The sequence below is a fragment of the Segatella copri genome, assembly GCF_002224675.1.
GTDB lineage: Bacteria > Bacteroidota > Bacteroidia > Bacteroidales > Bacteroidaceae > Prevotella > Prevotella copri_U.
Genome location: NZ_NMPZ01000066.1, coordinates 1 through 1,111 on the forward strand (window position 1 = coordinate 1; position 1,111 = coordinate 1,111).

Below are 1,111 nucleotides of genomic sequence, written 5' to 3' on the forward strand. Positions count from 1 at the left end.
TAAGTAACTGTTCAAAATTAATTTTATAAATATGAATAATTCACGAATAAGTTCGTACCCACAGACGCCAAGGCCATGTTCGTACAATAGAAAAGCGAGTCCGTAGTCTCGTAATCTATCGGTCTTATCCATTTGCCCTTAAGTATACGCCAAAGAATCTCGGCAGGATTAAGTTCTGGAGAATAAGGTGGAAGATAGAAGAGGAACAATCCTCTTTTCTCCCAAATTTTCCTCAGTTCTTTAACTTTCCGATTTCTATGAACAGAAGCATTGTCCAAGACAATTACAGTCTTCTTCGTAACATTGAAAGAGAATCTGTCAAGATAGTCCACAATCCTGTCTGCGTTGATGGACTCTTGTGTGGTAAAACCTTTATATTGGTTCCTTTTGGTAATCATGCCAAAGATATTAAGCCGGGCTGCCTTCTCGGATGGGATGTAAATATCCTCATTCTTGAATTGCCAGCCATATGGAACATAACCATTTGTACAAACATGGCTTTCGTCGGCATAATATAGCATAAGTTCTCCTTTGGAATCAAGTTCTTCAAGTTCTTGCAACTTCTCTTTCTTGTATGCGTAGAGCTGCGGTGAGGGTTTGCCCCTTGGGCGTTTTCTTATACGCTTATATCTTGCACCAATGTTTCTAAAAAACGTTTGAAGGTAATGTCACTGGCTTCTTTACCAGTCGCATTCTGCCATGCTTCACGTGCTTTGGACACACTCTGACGGTCTTCCTCAATTGCCTTGCGGACTGCTTCTTCATCAGAACAATCCATAATAGGCTTTCGCCCCTGACCAGGACGTGTATCCAAGCCTTTGATGCCATTTTCTTCATAACGTTTTACCCATGTGTAGACAGTAGGTACTGTTACCTCAAGCATTTCTGCTATTTGGGGAGCTGATTTACCTTCTGACTTCAGCAATATGGATTTGCATCTGATACGAAAACTATGAGTAGGGCCATTATGATAGCCTTTCTCTAATTTGAGGCGATCAACCTCTGATAATTCAAGTACTTTTATTGGTTTCATAATTCTATTTTTTCTATAAAACGGAAAATGAACCATATTAGTACTGATATATATAAATAATTTAGATCACTTACTTAT

Annotated in this window: 2 protein-coding genes; both read right to left on the reverse strand. The window is 39.0% G+C overall.

All coding sequences use genetic code 11. The features are described from left to right. Positions 1-23 precede the first annotated feature (23 nt). Positions 24-641: an IS630 family transposase gene (locus CFT61_RS16305; protein ID WP_142990670.1), complete on the reverse strand. Its 618-nt coding sequence runs from the start codon at positions 639-641 to the stop codon at positions 24-26. Further along, positions 617-1,033, reverse strand: a complete 417-nt coding sequence (locus CFT61_RS16310; protein ID WP_089545438.1) for a helix-turn-helix domain-containing protein — start codon at positions 1,031-1,033, stop codon at positions 617-619. Before CFT61_RS16310 ends, CFT61_RS16305 begins: the two co-directional genes overlap by 25 nt. Positions 1,034-1,111 lie beyond the last annotated feature (78 nt).

What these genes read in the sequence shown, in the direction of transcription:
- CFT61_RS16310 (WP_089545438.1), bottom strand. Translation starts at nt 1,033, where the DNA reads ATGAAACCAATAAAAGTACTTGAATTATCAGAGGTTGATCGCCTCAAA.